Source organism: Nocardia sp. NPDC058499 (assembly GCF_042719915.1).
In the GTDB taxonomy this organism is placed as follows: domain Bacteria; phylum Actinomycetota; class Actinomycetes; order Mycobacteriales; family Mycobacteriaceae; genus Nocardia.
Genome location: NZ_JBHXMZ010000005.1, coordinates 450,569 through 467,901, shown reverse-complemented (window position 1 = coordinate 467,901; position 17,333 = coordinate 450,569). Strand labels below are relative to the sequence as shown.

Annotated in this window: 13 protein-coding genes and 1 pseudogene; 9 read left to right on the top strand and 5 right to left on the bottom strand. The window is 68.7% G+C overall.

Features of this window, described 5'->3' with window-relative positions:
- Window positions 1–43 precede the first annotated feature (43 nt).
- The 3 genes from ACFWPH_RS18565 (at window position 44) to ACFWPH_RS18555 (ending at window position 4,804) form a co-directional block, all read left to right on the top strand.
- Entirely contained in the window at window positions 44–556 is a 513-nt protein-coding gene (locus ACFWPH_RS18565; RefSeq protein ID WP_378752510.1) for an SRPBCC family protein, read from the top strand.
- Between the two features lie 293 nt (window positions 557–849).
- Entirely contained in the window at window positions 850–2,448 is a 1,599-nt protein-coding gene (locus tag ACFWPH_RS18560; RefSeq protein WP_378752508.1) for a GMC oxidoreductase, read from the top strand.
- A 142-nt stretch (window positions 2,449–2,590) separates the two neighbouring features.
- A complete protein-coding gene (locus ACFWPH_RS18555; protein ID WP_378752506.1) occupies window positions 2,591–4,804 on the top strand; it encodes an acyl-CoA dehydrogenase in 2,214 nt (737 codons plus the stop codon).
- A gap of 173 nt (window positions 4,805–4,977) precedes the next feature.
- Here ACFWPH_RS18555 and ACFWPH_RS18550 read toward each other — a convergent pair whose 3' ends face one another.
- Both ACFWPH_RS18550 and ACFWPH_RS18545 read right to left on the bottom strand, forming a co-directional pair.
- Window positions 4,978–7,263: a glycoside hydrolase family 3 C-terminal domain-containing protein gene (locus ACFWPH_RS18550; RefSeq protein WP_378752504.1), complete on the bottom strand. Its 2,286-nt coding sequence runs from the start codon at window positions 7,261–7,263 to the stop codon at window positions 4,978–4,980.
- A 91-nt stretch (window positions 7,264–7,354) separates the two neighbouring features.
- A complete protein-coding gene (locus ACFWPH_RS18545) occupies window positions 7,355–7,906 on the bottom strand; it encodes a dihydrofolate reductase family protein (RefSeq protein WP_378752502.1) in 552 nt (183 codons plus the stop codon).
- 374 nt (window positions 7,907–8,280) lie between these two features.
- On the opposite strand from ACFWPH_RS18545, the gene ACFWPH_RS18540 reads away from it, so the two are divergent.
- The 3 genes from ACFWPH_RS18540 (at window position 8,281) to ACFWPH_RS18530 (ending at window position 10,808) form a co-directional block, all read left to right on the top strand.
- Entirely contained in the window at window positions 8,281–8,880 is a 600-nt protein-coding gene (locus ACFWPH_RS18540) for a hypothetical protein (RefSeq protein ID WP_378752500.1), read from the top strand.
- Between the two features lie 569 nt (window positions 8,881–9,449).
- Window positions 9,450–10,421 (top strand): GlxA family transcriptional regulator, encoded by a 972-nt coding sequence (locus ACFWPH_RS18535; RefSeq protein WP_378752498.1) that lies wholly within the window; start codon window positions 9,450–9,452, stop codon window positions 10,419–10,421.
- 54 nt (window positions 10,422–10,475) lie between these two features.
- On the top strand, window positions 10,476–10,808 hold the full coding sequence (locus tag ACFWPH_RS18530; RefSeq protein ID WP_378752496.1) for a hypothetical protein: 333 nt from the start codon (window positions 10,476–10,478) through the stop codon (window positions 10,806–10,808).
- Window positions 10,809–11,032: 224 nt separating this feature from the next.
- On the opposite strand, the gene ACFWPH_RS18525 is transcribed toward ACFWPH_RS18530, so the two are convergent.
- The 3 genes from ACFWPH_RS18525 to ACFWPH_RS18515 all read right to left on the bottom strand — a co-directional run bounded on the left by ACFWPH_RS18525 (window position 11,033) and on the right by ACFWPH_RS18515 (window position 14,356).
- Window positions 11,033–12,379 (bottom strand): CoA transferase, encoded by a 1,347-nt coding sequence (locus ACFWPH_RS18525; RefSeq protein ID WP_378752680.1) that lies wholly within the window; start codon window positions 12,377–12,379, stop codon window positions 11,033–11,035.
- A 101-nt stretch (window positions 12,380–12,480) separates the two neighbouring features.
- Window positions 12,481–12,867, bottom strand: a complete 387-nt coding sequence (locus ACFWPH_RS18520; RefSeq protein WP_378752494.1) for a DUF2784 domain-containing protein — start codon at window positions 12,865–12,867, stop codon at window positions 12,481–12,483.
- A gap of 58 nt (window positions 12,868–12,925) precedes the next feature.
- Window positions 12,926–14,356, bottom strand: coding sequence for an SDR family NAD(P)-dependent oxidoreductase (locus ACFWPH_RS18515; protein WP_378752492.1), 1,431 nt, complete (start codon window positions 14,354–14,356; stop codon window positions 12,926–12,928).
- A 195-nt stretch (window positions 14,357–14,551) separates the two neighbouring features.
- On the opposite strand from ACFWPH_RS18515, the gene ACFWPH_RS18510 reads away from it, so the two are divergent.
- The 3 genes and pseudogenes from ACFWPH_RS18510 to ACFWPH_RS18500 all read left to right on the top strand — a co-directional run.
- The gene (locus ACFWPH_RS18510; protein WP_378752490.1) at window positions 14,552–15,697 is read left to right on the top strand and encodes an acyl-CoA dehydrogenase family protein; all 1,146 of its coding nucleotides are present in this window, start codon (window positions 14,552–14,554) and stop codon (window positions 15,695–15,697) included.
- A complete protein-coding gene (locus ACFWPH_RS18505) occupies window positions 15,687–16,349 on the top strand; it encodes a TetR/AcrR family transcriptional regulator (protein WP_378752488.1) in 663 nt (220 codons plus the stop codon). The genes ACFWPH_RS18510 and ACFWPH_RS18505 overlap by 11 nt, the downstream gene beginning before the upstream one ends.
- A 172-nt stretch (window positions 16,350–16,521) precedes the next feature.
- A pseudogene (locus ACFWPH_RS18500) lies at window positions 16,522–17,333 on the top strand (hypothetical protein); the annotation flags it as partial.

Sequence of the window (17,333 nt, the reverse complement as noted above, 5' to 3'; positions counted from 1 at the left end):
ACCTTGGATCGACAACGACGAGGACCGACAAGGAGCTGGCGCCGTGGGGAAGATAAGCCGGACCACCGAGGTATCCGACAGCATCGTGGTCGGCACCGATCCCGGTACCGCCTACGACGCGGTGAGCGATGTGACGCAGATGGGGCGGTGGAGCCCGGAAAATACGGGCGCGGAGGTCGCCGAACCGGGCCGGCCGGTGTACCCGGGAATGACCTTCGTGGGTGCCAACCGGCGTGGGCCGATGCGGTGGCATACCGAATGCATTGTGACCGTCGCCGAGCGGCCGGGCCGGTTCGCCTTCCAGGTGCGCCGGTGGGGAGTGTGGAAACCGCTGCTGCCGGTGGCCGTGGCGACCTGGGAGTACCGGTTCGAGACCGTCGCCGAGGGGACCCGGATCACCGAAATCTGGTACGACGATCGCACCCGATGGCCGGATACCCCCGCCCTGTGGTTCGACCGGGTGGCTACCGGCAAGCGGGGTTTCGCCGAATTCCAGAAGGGCAATATTCGCCGCACTCTGGAGCGGTTGAAAGCGGAACTCGAAACCGCCGGCTGAGCCCGGGAGGGCTTCTACCTGCGATGGACAGCTGTCCATAACACTGTTTGGGGGGCTGTCCATGTGGGCCCTGAGCTGGTGTGATAAGGCTGATCAAGATCGTGTCGGTGTTGCTGGGCAATCGACCGATAGGTTCTTGACACTCGATGTGACATCTATCTACTTTCGAACCCGCCCGCGGAAAGCGCCTCGGGCACTCGGCTTGCCGGCTCTTCCGGCCGCCCGCGCGCCGGCGATGCCGCGGCGGCCGGCTGTTGCGGCGAGTCGTAGGCACAGCTGTTCGGAGGTCGCTCTTGTCCGCAATATCTCGACGCGTGTTCCTGGGAGGTGCCGCGGCGGCGGCCGGCATCACGGTTGCCGGTACGGCCGTCGCGGCGGCGGACAACACCCTGCGAATCCCGCGGCGCCGGACTCCGGTCGTCCGCGAGGACCACCGGGTGATCGTGGTGGGCTCCGGATTCGGCGGCGGTATCGCGGCCCTGCGGCTGGCGCAGGCCGGTGTTCCGGTCCTGCTGCTCGAACGCGGAAAACGCTGGCCCACCGGACCGAACGCGAATACGTTCGGCAACCCGCTGAACCCCGACAAACGACTACTGTGGCACGGTTCCGACCCGCAACTGTTCGGCAGGCCGGTTGCCTTCGAGCCCTACACCGGCCTCCTCGACGCCGTCGCCGGTGAGAATATGACCGCGCTGTGCGCGGCCGGTCTCGGCGGCGGTTCCCTGCTCTACCAGGGGATGTCGCTGCAACCGACGGAGTCGGTGTTCAACACCCATTTCCCGCAGGAACTCGACTGGCGGCTGATGGACCGGGTGCACTATCCGCGAGTTTCCGCCATGCTGCAACTGGCGGTGGCCCCGGACGAACTGGTCGCGCACCCGAACTACAAGGCCGCGCGGATATTCGCGCGTAATGCCGCGGCGGCCGGGCTGCCGGTATCGAAGATCCCGATGCCCATCGACTGGAACTACGCACTGGCCGAAACGCGCGGTGAGATGACCGCCTCCTACACCAACGGCGCCGGGGCATTCGGTGTGAACAACGGGGGCAAGCATTCCGTCGACGTCACCTATGTCGCGGCGGCCGAAGCCACCGGATCGGTCGACGTCCAGGTGATGCACAACGTCACCGATGTGGAACGCGGTGCGGACGGCCGCTGGATCGTGCACGTCGACCAGACCGACGAGAACGCACGGGTCCTGGCGAAAAAGGTGCTCACCACCAAGGCGCTCATCATGGCCGCGGGCAGTCTCAACACCACCGATCTGCTCATGCGGGCCGGTGGGAAGGGGCTGATCCCGGATCTACCCGACGCGCTCGGCGCGGGCTGGGGGACCAACGCCGACCGGATCTACACCTGGACCAACCTGGCCGAGGATTTCGGCACGGAACAGGGCGGGCCGGTCGTCTACGGCAGCCTGAACTGGGACGATCCCGCCACCGCGCATACCGTGATCCAGGCCTCTATCCCGCCACTGGGTATGGATGCCCGCACCACCATGCTCGTCGGGTACGGCGTGAGCGATGCGCGCGGCCGCTTCGTCTACGATTCGGCCGCCGACAGCGCCCGGTTGTCCTGGCCCGCGGACGGTGACGCAGCGATCCAGTACGGCCATATCGAGAAAACCGTGCAGACGATCGCGGGCCCGGCGTCGGTGCTGGGCGATACCAATCGTGGCTTCCCGTCGACCTGGCATCCGCTCGGCGGCGCCTGTATGGGGTCGGTCTGCGATCTCGACGGGCGAGTGCTGGGCCAGCGGGGTCTCTACGTTCTCGACGGTGCGCTGCTGCCCGGTAACGCCGCCGCCTGTAATCCGTCGATGACGATCGCGGCCGTGGCCGAACGGGCGCTGGACAACCTGGTCGCGCAGGATGTGGGCACCGCGATCTGACGGCGGCCGGGCCGAGCGGGCGGCCGGTCCGCGGCGCGGCGGTCGTCCGGATTTGCCACGGGACAAGTAGAACGTGTTCTAATCTGGATATCCCGCACCGAACCGGGATCGTTGCCCGACACCCACGACCGGAGTGATAGCCGTGCCCGTTGCCCTGACCGCCGACCAAGCGGCGCTGGCCGAAACCGTCGCCGGATTCGCGGACCGGTATGCCGCCCGCGAATACACGCGTAAGCACACCGATCGCCTGAAACAGGGGAACCTGCCGGAATTCTGGCCGGAGTTGGTTGCGCTGGGGCTCACCGGGGTGCACCTTCCGGAAGCAGTCGGCGGCCAGGGGGGAACGCTCGACGAGCTCGCCGTGGTGCTCGCCGAATCGGGCCGGGCGCTGCTGCCCGGCCCGCTGCTGCCCACCGCGGTCGCCGGTGCCGTACTCGCCGACGCCGGCGAGTCCGCCGGTGGGGCACTGCGGCGGATCGCCGAGGGCGCACCCGGTGCGGTGATCGGTCCGGAACACCGGGTCGGATGCACCGCCGAAACCGGCGGCGGTGCAACGCGGCTCACCGGTGACACCGGCGTGGTCCTGGGTGCCGCGTCGGCCGAGCTGTTCGTGGTGGCGGCCCTCGCCGGCACCGAGACCCGGTGGTACCTGGTCGAGCGCACCGCCGACGGTGTCGAGGTGGAGGCGAAAGACGGCGCCGATCTGGGCCGCGACCTCGGTGTGGTCCGGTTCAGCGAGGTGGCCGTGGCCGCGCCGCTCGAACTGGACACCGATCGGGCCGAAGCCGTCGCCACCGCATTCCTCGCCGTGGAGGCCGCCGGGGTCGTCCGCTGGTGCAGCGATACCGCCACCGAATACGTCAAATCCCGGGTCCAGTTCGGACGGCCGATCGGTGCCTTCCAGGCGGTGCAGCACCGCACCGCCCGGTTACTGATCACCAGTGAACTCGCCGCGGCCGCCGCCTGGGACGCCGTACGAGGCCTCGGTGACGAACCCGGGCAGCGGACCCACGCCGTCGCGGGTGCGGTCCTGACCACGCTCGGCACCGCGGTGCACGCCGCAGTGGAATGTCTCGGACTGCACGGGGCGATCGGCTTCACCTGGGAGCACGATCTGCATCTGTACTGGCGGCGCGCGATGGCGCTGGCCGGACTGGCCGGACCGGTGGAATCGTGGGAGCTGCGGCTGGGTGATGCCGCCCTGCGGGGGCCGCGCACCTTCGCCGTTCCGCTGCCGGAAACGGATTCGGCATTCCGCGATTGGGTCTCGGAAATCCTGGACCGCGCGGCGCAACTGGACAATCCGAACCCGTCGAAGGTGGGCGACCACGATGCGGTGAACACCGGCGCCCGCCGTACCCTGCTGGCGGACAGCGGCCTGGTATCGCCGCCGATGGCCAAGCCCTTCGGTATCGAAGCGGGACCGCTGGAACAGCTGATCCTGCAGGACGAATACGACCGGCACGGTATCGCCCAGCCCTCCATGGGGATCGGGCAGTGGGTGGTACCGATCGTGCTGCATCGCGGCACCCCCGAGCAGCTCGCCCGGCTGGCCGGCCCGGCGCTGCGCGGCGAGGAGATCTGGTGCCAGCTGTTCAGTGAACCCGAAGCCGGATCCGATGTGGCATCGCTGAGCCTGCGCGCCACCCGGGTCGACGGCGGCTGGCGGTTACAGGGCCAGAAGATCTGGACCACCCTCGCCCATCGCGCGGACTGGGGTCTGCTGCTGGCCCGCACCGACCCCGAGGCCGGTCGCCATCAGGGGCTGACCATGTTCCTGGTGGATATGCACGCCGAGGGTGTCGAGGTACGCCCGATCGTGCAGGCCAGCGGCGATGCCGAATTCAACGAGGTGTTCTTCGACGATGCGTTCGTACCGGACGAGATGGTCCTGGGCGAACCCGGTCAGGGCTGGGCGCTGACCCTGGAAACCCTGGCACAGGAACGCCTGTTCATCGGCGGCGTCCGCGATCCGGGACACAACGAACGGATCCGGGGCATCATCGAACGCGGCGAATACGCCGGCACGCGGGACGATGCCGTGCGCACCCTCGGCCGGATCAGCGCGCGGGGTGCTGCCATCTCGGCGATGAATCTGCGGGAGACGATCCGGCGCCTGGACGGTCATGCCATCGGCCCGGCCACCAGTGTCGCCAAAGCGGCCGCCTCGATTCTGCACACCGATGCCGCGGCCGCGGCGCTGAACCTGATCGGCCCGGCGGCCGCGCTGGGTGAAGCGGTATCCGAACCCGTGCATCACGAACTCGACATCCCGACCTGGGTGATCGGCGGCGGCACCCTCGAGATCCAGCTGAACACCATCGCGACCCTGGTCATGGGGTTGCCGCGGAAGTAGTAGTCCTGGCCGCGGCACCCATCTCGGGGCCGCGGCAGAACCCCTCCGGGCGAACGGGTAATCATCGGGCTCGAACCGGGAGACCCGTTCACGACCAGCCGGAGGGGTGGACAGTCACGGTTCCCGACGCGAACTCGTCGACGAGCCGCGCCCAGCTCTTCGGGAACGCTGTCTCAGGACCGCGCGGTCTCTGTGCCTTCGGGTGCGCCGGTACCGGCACGCTCCAGGAATTCGTCGAGATCTGCCGCCGTCATCAGACCGAAGTTCAGCGCCAGGCGTCCGATCGGGATCGACCCGGCCATCCGGGCCATATCGATACCCAGATCGGCACCGGCGGAACCGGAATCGCCGAACAGTGGTTGTAGGCGCCCGCTGAGCTCCGGTCCGGCGATCGGATGGGCCAGCACCTCGGCAAGGCTCGAATCGCGGGTCAGCGGCAATACCACCTGGTCTCCGGTGAGCGTGACCGTCGTAGCCGCCCGGAGGTCCCGGCTGGAGGAACCCACCTGCACGGTGTAGTCGCCGCCTTCCACCGTCCAGCGGTTCGCGGCTTCGTTCCAATAGGCGAATTCGGCACGGGGGACCGGCACGGAGACCTCTCGGGTATCACCGGGGTCGAGCGCGACCGTGGTGAACCCGCAGAGCTCCCGGGGTGCGCGCATCACCGTGGAGGAGTCGAGGCTGCGGTAGACCTGCACCACTTCCCGGCCCGCCCGGCTGCCGGTATTGGTGATCCGGACGGTGACCGTGACGCCCTGCTCGTCGGCGACCGCCCGTGCGTCGGCGTACTCGAAGGTGGTGTAGGACAGGCCGTGCCCGAACGGAAAGGTCACCGCGAGTTCGCGTCGGTCGTACCAGCGGTAGCCGACGAAAATCCCTTCGCCGTAGCGGACGTGCCCGTTCTCGCCGGGGAAATTGTCGTAGGCGGGGACATCGGCGAGCCGGACCGGGACGGTCTCGGTGAGCCGGCCGCACGGTTCGGCGATCCCGAACAGCAGATCGGCGACGGCGCCGCCGCCCGCCTGCCCGAGCAGAGCGGTATCGAGGACGGCATCGGCGGAGTCGACGATCGGCGCCAGGCGCAGGACGCCACCGTGCGCCAGCACAACGACCACCCGCGACTGCACCGCCCGCACGGCGCTCAGCAATTCCACCTGGTCGGCAGGGATTTCGATATCGTCGCGGTCGAAGCCCTCGGACTCCTGGGCGGCGGCCAGGCCGAGGAACAGTACGGCGATATCGGCGCCGGCGGCGGTGTCGACGGCCTGGGCCCGCAGGTCCGCGCCCGCCGCCGGGTTCCCGGTATCGAATCCGCGGGCGTAGGTGACGGTGGCGGAGCCGGCGAGCGCGCGGATCTCGTCGAGCGCGATATCCACCCGGGTCGCGTTCACATGGGACGACCCACCACCCTGATAGCGCGGCTCGGTCGCGAATTCCCCGATGACGGCGAGGGTTCCGCGGGGCGCCAAGGGGAGTACCGCGTGATCGTTCTTCAGCAGTACCGCGCAGCGGGCGGCCACCGAACGGGCCAGCGCATGGTGCTCGGCGATATCCCAGGAGGTCTCCGGGCGGGCGCTACCGGCGGCTTTGGTCGCCAGCGCGGCCATACGTCCCGCTGCGGTCGCCAGGACGGAATCGGCCGGCGACCCGTCCGCGACCGCCGCGGCGAGCCGCTGGTCACCGCCCTCGTCCGGACCCGGCATCGTGAGGTCGAGGCCGGCGGCCACTGCCGCCACCCGGTCGTCGACCGCGCCCCAATCACTGACCACCACGCCGTCGAAACCCCATTCGCCGCGCAGTACCTCGGTGAGCAACCAGTGGTTCTGGGAGGCGTACACACCGTTGATCTTGTTGTAGGAACACATCACGGTCCACGGCGCCGCCTCGGTGACCACGCGCTGGAATGCGCGCAGATAGATTTCCCGCAGCGGCCGCGGATCGATATCCGAACTCGACCGCATCCGATCGAACTCGGCATTGTTGGCCGCGAAATGTTTCAGCGAGGCACCGATGCCCTGTTCCTGTAATCCGCGCACCCAGCCGGTGGCCAGGGCGGCGGTGAGATGCGGGTCCTCGGAGTAGTACTCGAAGTTGCGGCCACAGCGGGGGTCTCGTTTGATATTGATTCCGGGCCCCAGCACGATGTGCACACCGGCGGCCTGGGCTTCGCGGCCGATCGCCGCGCCCACCCGGGCGGCGAGCCCGGGATCCCAGCTCTGGCTCAATCCCACCGCGGGCGGGAAACAGGTCGCCGGGATACTCGGGCCGATACCCAGTGCGTCGCCATGGTGCGCGGGATCCTGGTACCGCAGACCGTGCGGTCCGTCCGTCAGTGCGAGCGAGGGAATGGCACCGACCGCTTCGGTGGACCAGAAGTCTCGTCCGCTGCCCAGCCGGGCGCGCTGCCCGGTGGAGAGATCCGCGATCAGATCGTCGGTGGTGGGGACCGGGTCCGGCATACGGCTCCTCCTGGTTGTTCGGCGACTGGTGTCGAACATAGTCGGTGGCCGTCCCGGATCGGGTGGCGCGCGCCGGTCCCGCGGGCGCGCCTCAGGACTGTGCGGGCCCGTAGTCCAGGTGCACCACGCCGTTGGGGTAGACGTCGTGGGCTTTGAGTTCGAGCTTCGTGGTGTCGGCACCGTCGGTGAACAGTTTCTCGCCCTTGCCCAGGACGATGGGATAGACGAACAGGTGCAGATCGTCGACGAGTCCCTCCGCGAGCAGCGCCCGGACCAGGGTGCCGCTGCCGCTGATGTAGATGGTCCCGTCGATATCGGTCTTGAGCTTGCGGATCTTCTCGGGGTCGTAGGCGCCGAGGGAGGTGCTGTTGGCCCATTCGGCCTGCGGCTCCCGCGCGCCCACCACGTATTTGGTGGTGTCGTTGAAGAACGGGGCGCCCGGATCGTCCTCGACGGTACGGGTGGACCAGGCCGGCGCGAACATCTCGAAGGTGTTGCGCCCGAGCAGGATGGCTTCCGCCGCCCCGGTGATCGCGGCGAGGGTCTCGCCCATCTGCGGATCGAAGCCGAATTCGAAGGTGAACGACGGATCCTCGTACGACCCGTCGAGGGAGATGAACTCGTGTACGGCGATGGTTCCCATGCTGATGTCCTTTCCGCAGCCGCTCGGCTGCGGCCGGTCTGCGCTGTGGTGCGGTGCTTGTTGTGTCTCGTTCGGGTAGACGGGGCCCGGCGGGTTTTCTCATCGGTCCCGGGACATGACTGTCGAATCCCTGTGCTGCCGGACCGGTTCGATGCTGCGTACAGTAAGTGCGCCGCAAACAGTGTTAACAGCACGGCGTCGTGGGGAAATCAATGTGAGGACGCGGCGCCGAACCCCGGCTCCGTGCAGGACAGCAAGGGAAACAGGACTTCCGAATGGGTCACCCGCAACCACCCAATCCGTACCAGCATCAGCCTGGTCAGCCCGTACCGCCGGGTCAGCCTTATCCGGGACAGCCCATGGGAGGACAACCCATGGGAGGGCAGCCCATGCCGGGTCAGCCGTATCCCGGCCAGCCGTACCCCGGTCAGCCACAGTACGGCCAGCAGTATCCGGGCCAGCAGCCGCAGATGGGTGCGCCCATGGGCTACGGTCAGCCGCCGCGCTCGTCGGGGGGTGGCGGCGGCAAGATCGCGCTCATCATCGGCGGTGTCGCCGTGGTACTCATCGCGGTCGGGGTCGGCGCGTTCTTCGTCTTCGGCGGCGGGGGCTCGGCCGTGGGCGGCGGCTACGACGATCCGCGTGATGTAGCGCAGGCCTGGGTGGACCAGGACGGTAACCCCGAGGATCTGGTCTGCCAGGCCGATCTGGACGAGATCTCGCAGTACGAGCAGGACAACCCCGTCCAGCCCACCGATGTACCGTCCGGTGTGTCGGCGCCGGAAACCACGCTGAAGAGCGTGGATGTGCCCGCGGGCAGCGATTCCGGGACGTTCACCATGGAGATGACCATGGACATGATGGGTGACGAGACCACCACCACCGCGACCTACGATCTGGTCGAAGAGGACGGCGGCTGGAAGGTGTGCGGGATCCTGAACCCCGATATCGACGTCGATATGCCGGGTTTCTGATCAATCGCTCGATAGTTGGCCGGTCGCCGGGGCAATCCCCGGTGGCCGGCCACTGTCGTCTCTCGGGTATGCGTATCGCCCGGGCTGAGCTGCGATGTCATCCTCTGGCGGTCAAGGGTTTTCGTGAACCGGCGTGTACGAACGTAAAGCTGCGGCGCACCCCGCAGCGCCGCAACCATACCTTCGTACACACAGAATCCGCCGGAAGGTTCACAGCGGGATCATCGAATGCGCACCCGGAACCCGCCCGGCCGCGGTATCCGGCCGGTCGTCCGGAGGGGTGCGGTGCGGAGACAGGTGCGCCGTAGACCTCGTTCACGCGCCCGGACAGCGGGTCGCGCACTGCTCATATCCGGCGGTTCACCTCGATCTCCCGTGCTCATACGAACGACGGTGGGGTCGCCGGACGCGACAGCACCGTTGCCCCTCGACGCTACTGTGTGGGACAGCCTGATCGGAGGGGCGGAAGCGACAGGATGCGATGCGTTTGCGACAGACGCAGTGCGTCCGGCCGAGGTAAAAGACCGATCGGTTTTCATAGGACGTTTTACGATCCGTATCCTGCCAGCGTGGATGTGGGTATTTTCGTCGTGGACGGCGTGGGCGAACTCGGCCTGGGCGCCCTGCACGGGGCATTCAGTACTGCGAACGTCCTGCGCAGTGAGCTCGAACATCCACCGGCCGCGTGGAACGTGCATACGGTGTCACACGGTACGTCGGTGCGGTCGGGTAGTGGAAACACCGTGCAGACCATCCCGCTGAGCGAGGTATCGACATCGTTCGACGCACTCGCGGTGGCCGCGGTGAACGTTCTCGAGCCCGAGCCGCTGGTCGCACTCGTCTCGGACCCGGGCAACGCGTGGCTTCTCGACCGGATCCGCAGCGCACGTGAACAGGGTGTCCATCTCGCCGCGGCCTGTACCGGGACATTCTTCCTGGCCGAAGCCGGCGTACTCGACGGCTCACCGGCGACGACGAGCTGGTGGCTCGGGACGAGCTTCCGCGGGCGGTACCCGAAAGTGGATCTGGACGAACGGAGCATCGTCTGCCACGGCGACGGCATCACCACGGCCGGTGCCTCGCTGTCACATGTGGATATGGCGCTGTCGCTGGTGTACCGCACCAGCCCGGAACTGGCGGAGCAGGCACGGCGGTATCTCGCCTTCGAAGGCCGCGCCAGCCAGGCGCCCTACGTCATTCCCGAGGTGGTCGCCCGCGGTAACCCGCTGATCGTCGCGTACGAACGCTGGGTGCGCGAGCATATTTGCGAGCAGTTCCTGATCTCGGCCGCAGCGCGGGAACTGGGCGTCACCGAACGCAGTCTGCAACGCGCCACCCGCGCGGCGCTCGGAATGTCACCCAAGGATTTCGCCGACGATATCCGGCTCGACCGGGCCACCCGGCTCCTGCGCACGACCGGTCTCACGGTCGAAGGGGTGGCCCGCGAGGTCGGCTATGTGAACGCCAGCGCGTTGCGTGCGCTCATCCGCCGCCGCCGTGGACTGTCACCGGCGCAGATCCGGGCCCACGGTGGTGTGTGAGGCCCCGGCGGCCATAGCGGTGGCGGCGCCGCAAATCCTCCCTACACTGACCGCATGTATGTTCGACGGCTGATCGCCGTAGCCGGGTTCTTGGCCACACTGTCCCTGGGGGTTTCCGCCTGCACCGCCACCGGCGCGGGTGCTACCAGCGAATGCGATGTGCAGGGCTGCACCGTGACCTTCGACCGGGGCGTGGACGCGAAGATCAGCGTTCTCGGCGTGGACGCCGAACTCGCCGCGGTGGAAGGCAATGTGGTGACACTGAAGGTCGCGGGCCAGGAGGTCACCGTGCCGATGGGCTCCACCGAATCCGCGCAGGGCCTGGACCTCACGGTCCGCGAGATCACCCAGGAGAAGGTCGTGGTGCAGTTGTCCACCGGACTCTGACGTAGGCCTGCCCCTCACCGGTGGGCTACCGACCCCACGTCGCGCCGCCTGGCGGTGGAATCCGCGGCGGTCCAGGCACGGTCGTATCACCCGATGACCGGTCTGCTGCTCCGGGGCGTGGAGGCAGCGGATTCGCCGCGGGGGACCGTGGCCGGTCCGGGCCGGGGGACGGCCTGGGTGGGCGGTGGTGCGGCCGGTCCGGTGTCCACCCGGACCGGGCCGGATCACTGCGGCTCGCGAACCGGTGTTTCGGTCCAGCGCGGTTCGGCGCGACCGTAACCGGGCGCCGGGAACGGGTAGTCGGGGAATTCGGCCACTGCGGGTGCGGCGGTGACGGTCCGCCCGTGTGTCACCGTGCAGTGTGGGCCGGGTATCGCGGGTGCGGGATGGCCGGGGGTCCGGCCGCGTTCGGACAGCAGCCAGGTGGCGGTGCGGGCCAGGGAGCCCCGGACGTCCCGGCCGAAACCGTCTCCTGTCCGGGCGGCGAGCGCGTCGACGATACCGGCGGCCAGGAGATAGCCGGAAGCATGGTCGAGGGCCTGGGCGGGTAAGGCTCCGGGGATCGCGGAGGCGCCCTCGATCACCGAGATCCCGGTGGCGGCCTGCACGATACTGTCGAAACCGCGCCGGCCCGCCCAGGGACCGGTGAACCCCCAGGCGCTCACGCGGGCGTGGATCAGCCCTGGCCGGCCGGCCAGACCCAGCCGTTCGAGCGCACCGGGCCGGTACCCCGTCACCAGGACATCCGCGGTGTCGAGCAGCCTCTCCCAGCGCGCATTCGCTGTCCGTAGATCCAGCAGTGCCGACGATTTGCCCTGCCCGGTATCGGTGAACTGCCACGGGATCTCCGGCAGTGCGGGCGGGTCCAGCCGCAGCACTTCGGCCCCGAGCAATGCCAGCGCGCGGGTGGCCACGGGGCCCGCGATCACCCGGGTCAGATCGAGCACCCGCACACCCTGCAGCGGCTGATACGGGGTGCCGGATACCGGCAGCGTGTAGCGGCGCCGGTCCGTCCGTTGCACGACAGCGACCAACGGACCGGCCGCGGCCGAACCCGATTGCGGATGGGCCCGCCACTGTGCCTCGTCACGTACCTGTACCGCGATCGCGCCGCGGGCGGCGGCCAGTTCCTCGAGGTCCGCGGCCCGGATCACGGCGATCTGGGATTCGGCCTGTTCCACGGGCGCGTCGGCGGGTAGCTCGAGCGCGGCCAGCAGGCGGGTGCGATGATGCGGATAATTCGCGTGCGTGCGCACCCAGCCGTCGAAGGTGGGGAAGAAACCGGACAGATCCGCGAAACCGGCTACGGGGGCGCCGTCGATCCGCAACAGCCGGTCACTGGTGAAGGATGCGGCGATCCGTTCCGGGTCGAGGCGGTGCCGGATCGGTGCAGTTCCCGCCGCCGCGCGATAGCGGTCGGCCGCCGCGAGGAAGGCCTGGACGGATCCGGCGGCCAGTCCCCACACCGGCAGGGTGGCGGCCAGACAGCGCCCGGGGTCGGGCCAGTCCACCGGCGCCGACGCGGCGACGCCCGCACCGTCCTCGTAATCACGAACCAGCCGTGCTCCCACGTCCACTGCTCCGAGCGTACTGGCGTGCGGCGCGGGCGATCCTCGGGTTACCGGTTGGCACAGCGATTTTCATCACACCGTCACCCATGGGTGCGGACAGTTCAGACGAGGGTGCGCGCGGTGGACCGCCCCGGCTGGTGCCGGACCCGCCACCACCAGCCGGCCCACGACACCAGCACGCAGATCGCGACCAGTATGCGCACCTCGGCGAGCATGCTCTCCGGATAGATGACGCCCGTCAGGTAGTAGTCGATGAACCCCTCCGGCGGCAGCCCCTGCATCCCCGCCCGTTCGCGCGCCCAGTTCTCGGCGTAGGTCAGCGGGCAGTCGTAACCGACCAGGACCGTGCCGAAACCCCAGGCTGCCGCACCGGCGTGCAACCAGATGGTGCGCGGCAGCCGCCAGGCAACAAAACCTCCCGCCACCACATAGCCGATGAACAGCACATGCACGGCGGCGGTCAGATCGGCGAGCAGCCGGTACCACACCCTTCCAGGGTATGTGCTGATCGTGATTGCTGCGCCGGATTCGCCGGCGGAGCCGGGTTCACCAGGGTGAGGGCCGGTAGTCCTTCAGGAAGCAGCCGTAGAGGTCTTCACCGGCTTCGCCACGCACGATCGGGTCGTAGACCCGCGCCGCGCCGTCCACCAGGTCCAGCGGGGCGTGGAAACCCTCGTCGGCCAGCCGGACCTTGGTGTAGTGCGGTCGTTCGTCGGTGATCCAGCCGGTATCCACGGCGGTCATCAGGATCCGGTCGGCTTCGAACATCTCCCCGGCGCTGGTACGGGTCAGCATGTTCAGCGCCGCCTTGGCCATATTGGTGTGCGGGTGCCCCGGGCCCTTGTAGCCGCGGGAGAACTGGCCCTCCATGGCCGAAACATTCACCACATACTTGCGGCGAGCCCCCGCCGCGGCCAGCGCCGGGCGCAGCCGCGACACCAGAATGAACGGTGCCACCGAATTGCACAGCTGCACTTCGAGCAGTTCGGTGGGATCGACCTCGCCGACCGTATGCACCCAGCTGTTGGTATGGGCGAGATCGGGCACCAGGCCACCGGCGTCGATGGCGACCCCGCGAGCGATCCGGTCCGGCGTGGCCGAACCGGCCACCAGTGCCAGCTCGGCCACATCGGCGCCGGTGAGGGCGGGGGTGAGTGAGGCGGTGAGGGCGGTCGGATGCGCGCGGGTGGTCTGGCCGAAGGTCACCGTTTCGGGGAGTGCACCCGCGGGCAGCGGGTCGGATTCGGCGGCGGCCAGGGCACTGTAGGCGCCGGGGGAGCGGCGGACGGTCTGCGCGGCGTTGTTGATGAGGATATCGAGCGGTCCCTGGGCCGCCACATCGTCGGCGAGCGCCACGACCTGGGCGGGATCACGCAGATCGATTCCGACGATTCGCAACCGGTGCAACCAGTCGGCGCTGTCGGGCCGGTCCGCGAACCGGCGGATCGCATCGTTGGGGAACCGGGTGGTGACGGTGGTGTGCGCGCCGTCGCGCAGCAGCCGCAGCGCGATGTACATACCGATCTTCGCGCGGCCGCCGGTGAGCAGCGCGCGGCGGCCGGACAGATCCGTGCGGGCGTCGCGGCGGCTGTGGCTCAGGGCGGCGCAGTCCGGGCACAGCTGGTGGTAGAAGGCGTCGACGCGGGTGTACTTCTCCTTGCAGATATAGCAGCCGCGCGCCCGCAGCAGGGTTCCGGCCGACGCGCCGGTGGTGGCCGAGCTGATCGGGATCCCGGCCGTTTCGTCGTCGATCCGATTCGGTGATCCGGTGGCGGTGGCGGCCACCACCGCGCGATCGGCCTCGAGTGTGGCCTGCCGTGCGGCGATGCGGCGCTGCCGTTTGAGCTCCTTGAACATGCCGCCGACGGCCCGCTGGACCGTGACCGAGTCCGGGTGGCCGGGGTCCAGCCGGCCTGCTTGTTCGAGTACGCGCAGACAGGTGGTGAGGTCGTTCGGATCGATGCTGGTCGCGGCCATCGGTGCGGGGATGTCCTTCGTGAGCTGGGAAAGCGTGCCCACCATTGTGGCAAGGCGGGGAAGCAGGCCTGCGACCGGGCGCGAACGTCCCCGCGACCCCGTCGTTGACATCACGCCAATAGTGCGGGAAAGTCGTTCCCGAACGATCCGGCACCCCTGTGCCGGATTGATGATCACGAACCGAAGGATGCGGATATGGCACGCCCCGCGTGGAGTGACGACGAGGTCGAGGCGGTACGGGAACTCGCCCGCACCTACTTCGAAAAGGAAGTGGTGCCGCACGAGGAGCGGTTCATCGAACAGGGCCACCCGGACCGGGCGCTGTACCGGCGGGCCGGCGAACTGGGCCTGCTCTGTCCCGCGGTGGCCGAGGAATTCGGTGGCGGTGGCGGCACCTTCGCCCACGAGGCGGCCATCATCGAAGAGCAGGTGCGCGCGGGCGACGGTGCGCTCGGCATCCCGGTGCACAGTTCGATCATCGCGCCGTACCTGGCCGAATTCGGTTCCGACGAGCTCAAGAAGCGCGTCCTGCCCAAGGCCTGCAGCGGCGATATGGTGCTGTCCATCGGGATGACAGAACCGGGCACCGGTTCGGATCTGCAGGCGATCAAGACCCGCGCGGTGCGCGAGGGCGACGAATACGTGATCACCGGCTCGAAGATCTTCATCTCCAACGGCTGGCTGTGCGACGGGATCATCATCGCCGCCAAAACCGACCCCGAGAAGGGCGCGGCGGGGGTCTCGCTGCTGTTCGCCGAGGTGAGCGACGATACTCCCGGTTTCACCCGGGGCCGGATTCTGTCCAAGATCGGCGGGAAGGGGCAGGACACCGCGGAGCTGTTCTTCGACGGCCTGCGCGTTCCCGCGGCGAACCTGCTGGGCGGGGTCGAGGGGCAGGGCTTTTACCAGATGATGCAGCTGCTGGCTCAGGAGCGGCTGGTCACCGCGATCATGGCGGTGGCGATGATGGAACGCGCGGTCGAACTCACCGTCGAGTACACGAAGGGCCGCGAAGCGTTCGGCAAACCGCTGTTCGCCATGCAGAACACCCGGTTCGAACTGGCCGAATGCGCGACCATCGCCCGGACGAACCGGGTTTTCCTCGACGACTGCCTCACCCGGCATCTGAGGGGTGAACTCGATATCCAGACCGCGGCCATGTCGAAGTACTGGTCCACCGATCAGCTCGGCGTCGTCGTGGACCGCTGCCTGCAGCTGTTCGGTGGCTACGGGTACATGACCGAATACCCGATCTCGCAGCTCTACACCGGAGCCCGGGTACTGCGGATCCTCGCGGGTAGCAATGAGGTGATGAAGGATCTCATCGCCCGTGGGCTCTGACCTCGAAGCCGTCACCGGCCCCGGCCCTGTCGCGAACGGGGCCGGGGCACCGGTGCGGCGGCGCCGCCTCGAACCCGACGAACGCCGGGCCCAGATCCTGGCCAAGGCGATCGAGATGTTCGGGGAGCGGCCCTACGCCGCGGTCTCCACCGCCGAACTGGCGCAGCGCGCCGGGGTGGCCCGGGGGCTGATCAACCACTACTTCGGCAACAAACGCGACCTGTACCTCGCCGTGGTGCGCCGGATGGTGACCCTGCCCCGGGCCGACGACCTCCGTGTTCCGGCGGGCACCGCCCGGGAACGGATCGACGCCAGCGTCCGCTGGCTGCTCGATACGATTTCCGAGCACGGCAGCACCTGGGTGAAGGTCACCAGCCACGAAGGGGTCGGCGACGATCCCGAGGTGCAGCAGATCCTGGACGCCGCCGACGATGCCGCGGCCCAGCGACTGCTCCTGATGATCGGCCTCTCGGGCGACGAGGCGGCGGAGCCGCGCCGGGCGATGGTGCGGGCCTACGGCGGGATGGTGAAGGTCGCCGGTCGCGAATGGCTCACCCGCGGCACGATGACCCGCGAACAGGTGCACGCGCTGCTGGTCGATGTCCTCACCACACTCGTCACCGATTCCCTTCCGCGAGTGACCGAGAAGTAACCGCCCGCGTCGGGTCTCGTTATGGAAAACCACGGCGTGTCGGATGGACATCTGTGATCCGGGCAACTCCCGTTTCCCGCAACGGCTGGGCCGATCCCGCTTATTCTTGGCGCAATGCCGGGCGGGTCGACTGCTCCGGGTACCCCCGGCAGCAGTTCGAAGGGATTCGCGCATGGCATATTCGCAGCGCTGGGGCGAGCAGCGCTGGCCGGAGGTACCGCAGGACCGTGACGCCGACCCACCCGCGCGGGCGGGCCGGCGTCGGGCGGAACCGCAGCAGGAACCCGAGGAGTTCGACTACCCCGACGATTCGCCGTTCGACATCGACCGGCCGATCGTCAACCCGTACGCCGTCGTCGCGCTGGTGGCGGCGCTGGTTCTGCTCTTCCCGGTCGCCCTCGTATTCGGGCTGATCGCCTTCACCCATCCCCGCGGCCGCTTCATGGCCTTCGCCGCGTTCCTGCTCGGCGCGGTCGAGGCGGCATTGCTGGTGGCATTCGTCGTGCTGCCCCATGGCCGGGTATCCGATATGTACGCCCGAGTCGGCGATGCGCTAGGGGTGAGCGCCGAATCCGAGGCCGCCGCAGATGGTCCGGCCGAGAACACAGTGGGAAGTGCCACCGCCGTCTCGATCCCGGCACCACCCAGCACCCCGCCGGCACCGCCCACCCGGCCGCCGGTCACCCGGGCCGCGCCTGAGATCGCGGCACCGGTCGCCGCCGAACAGGACACTGCCTGCCCGGAGCCCGCCCTGATCGGGGCGGCCGCCGACGGTACCACCCTGCTGTGCCTGGCCGGCGCCGAGTCTGTCACCGGATATCAGTGGTCCGGGCCGTACCGGGTCGACGCGGCGGTACGTGCCGAAGGCGGGAAGTGCAGTACCGGGGGGGGGAATACCCACCGCACCGCCCCCGGGCAAAAACTCGGCCTCCAAGGAAAGACCCGGGGGGTGTTGGGTTTCTTGGGCGCATCTCCCACAGGCAG

Bases quoted from the DNA above. Each gene is read 5' to 3' on its own strand.
- ACFWPH_RS18550 (WP_378752504.1), bottom strand. From the start codon at position 7,263: ATGCCGGACCCGGTCCCCACCACCGACGATCTGATCGCGGATCTCTCC.
- ACFWPH_RS18545 (WP_378752502.1), bottom strand. From the start codon at position 7,906: ATGGGAACCATCGCCGTACACGAGTTCATCTCCCTCGACGGGTCGTAC.
- ACFWPH_RS18540 (WP_378752500.1), top strand. From the start codon at position 8,281: ATGGGAGGGCAGCCCATGCCGGGTCAGCCGTATCCCGGCCAGCCGTAC.
- ACFWPH_RS18530 (WP_378752496.1), top strand. From the start codon at position 10,476: ATGTATGTTCGACGGCTGATCGCCGTAGCCGGGTTCTTGGCCACACTG.
- ACFWPH_RS18515 (WP_378752492.1), bottom strand. From the start codon at position 14,356: ATGGCCGCGACCAGCATCGATCCGAACGACCTCACCACCTGTCTGCGC.
- ACFWPH_RS18510 (WP_378752490.1), top strand. From the start codon at position 14,552: ATGGCACGCCCCGCGTGGAGTGACGACGAGGTCGAGGCGGTACGGGAA.